This is a genomic window from Thalassospira sp. UBA1131 (assembly GCF_002311515.1).
In the GTDB taxonomy this organism is placed as follows: Bacteria; Pseudomonadota; Alphaproteobacteria; order Rhodospirillales; family Thalassospiraceae; genus Thalassospira.
This window is the reverse complement of record NZ_DCAO01000093.1, coordinates 26,933-27,772: the sequence shown is the minus strand read 5'-3', so window position 1 is coordinate 27,772 and position 840 is coordinate 26,933. Positions and strand designations below refer to the sequence as shown.

At 52.0% G+C, this 840-nt stretch carries 2 protein-coding genes; both read right to left on the bottom strand.

Annotated elements, in window-relative coordinates; genetic code table 11:
- Positions 1 to 15 precede the first annotated feature (15 nt).
- Entirely contained in the window at positions 16 to 183 is a 168-nt protein-coding gene (rpmG, locus tag B3Z49_RS14190; RefSeq protein WP_008890790.1) for a 50S ribosomal protein L33, read from the bottom strand.
- Positions 184 to 276: 93 nt separating this feature from the next.
- Positions 277 to 840: S41 family peptidase (locus tag B3Z49_RS14185; protein ID WP_296992050.1), on the bottom strand; the 564-nt coding region annotated here is incomplete at its 5' end.

The window sequence follows — 840 nt, the reverse complement described above, 5'->3', positions numbered from 1 at the left end:
TTCCGAAGAACCAGATTACTTCATTTTCGCTTCTTTGAACACGACGTGCTTACGCACGACCGGGTCGTACTTGCGAAACTGGAATTTCTCGGTGGTATTCCGCGGGTTCTTCTTAACAACATAGAAGTAACCGGTGTCTGCGGTGCTTACCAACTTTACGAGGATCGAAGCGGGCTTCGCCATGTCTCTGCATCCTGTGTTCAGGTGTATCTCAGGCGGCGGAACATAAAGGTTATCGGCAGAGTGTCAAGCCATTTTGGAAAAAAGAATGCAATTTTATTGGCTGGCAAAAGTATCGGCGATTTCCTGTTGTCCGACATAGGCCAGATTCTTGTATTCACGGTTATTTTTCAGCAGCTCAAGTGCAACTTCGACATCAAATGTTTCACCATTTGTGCTGGCCGGACAAACGCTGCGCAGTTCACGGCGGCTCTTTTCGTCCTGATAGTCCAGCTTGCGCCATTTCATCATCACCGAGGCGGTCTCATCACGCTGTGACAAGGCGTTCGCCACCTTGTGAATTGCGGTGCTACCTGTGCCCGATTTCGTGCAGATGGCCGGGAAAAGACCGATTCTGTCAAAGGTGTATCCAGAAGGGGCAGTCATGCGCGACCAGGTAAAAGTCAATGTGCCATGGTTGGGCAGATCATTGATTGCCTGAACGGACCCCTTGCCAAAGCTTGTGGACCCGATCAGCACGGCACGATGGCGATCTTGAAGGGCCGCTGCAACCAGTTCCGCTGACGAGGCCGTGCGCCCGTCAATAAGAACAACCAGCGGCGCGCCATTGGTCAAATCGCCGGTTTCTGCCTTGAATATGTGACGTGCGGCTGTGACACG

Coding starts and splice junctions, on each gene's coding strand:
- rpmG (WP_008890790.1), bottom strand. CDS start 183: ATGGCGAAGCCCGCTTCGATCCTCGTAAAGTTGGTAAGCACCGCAGAC.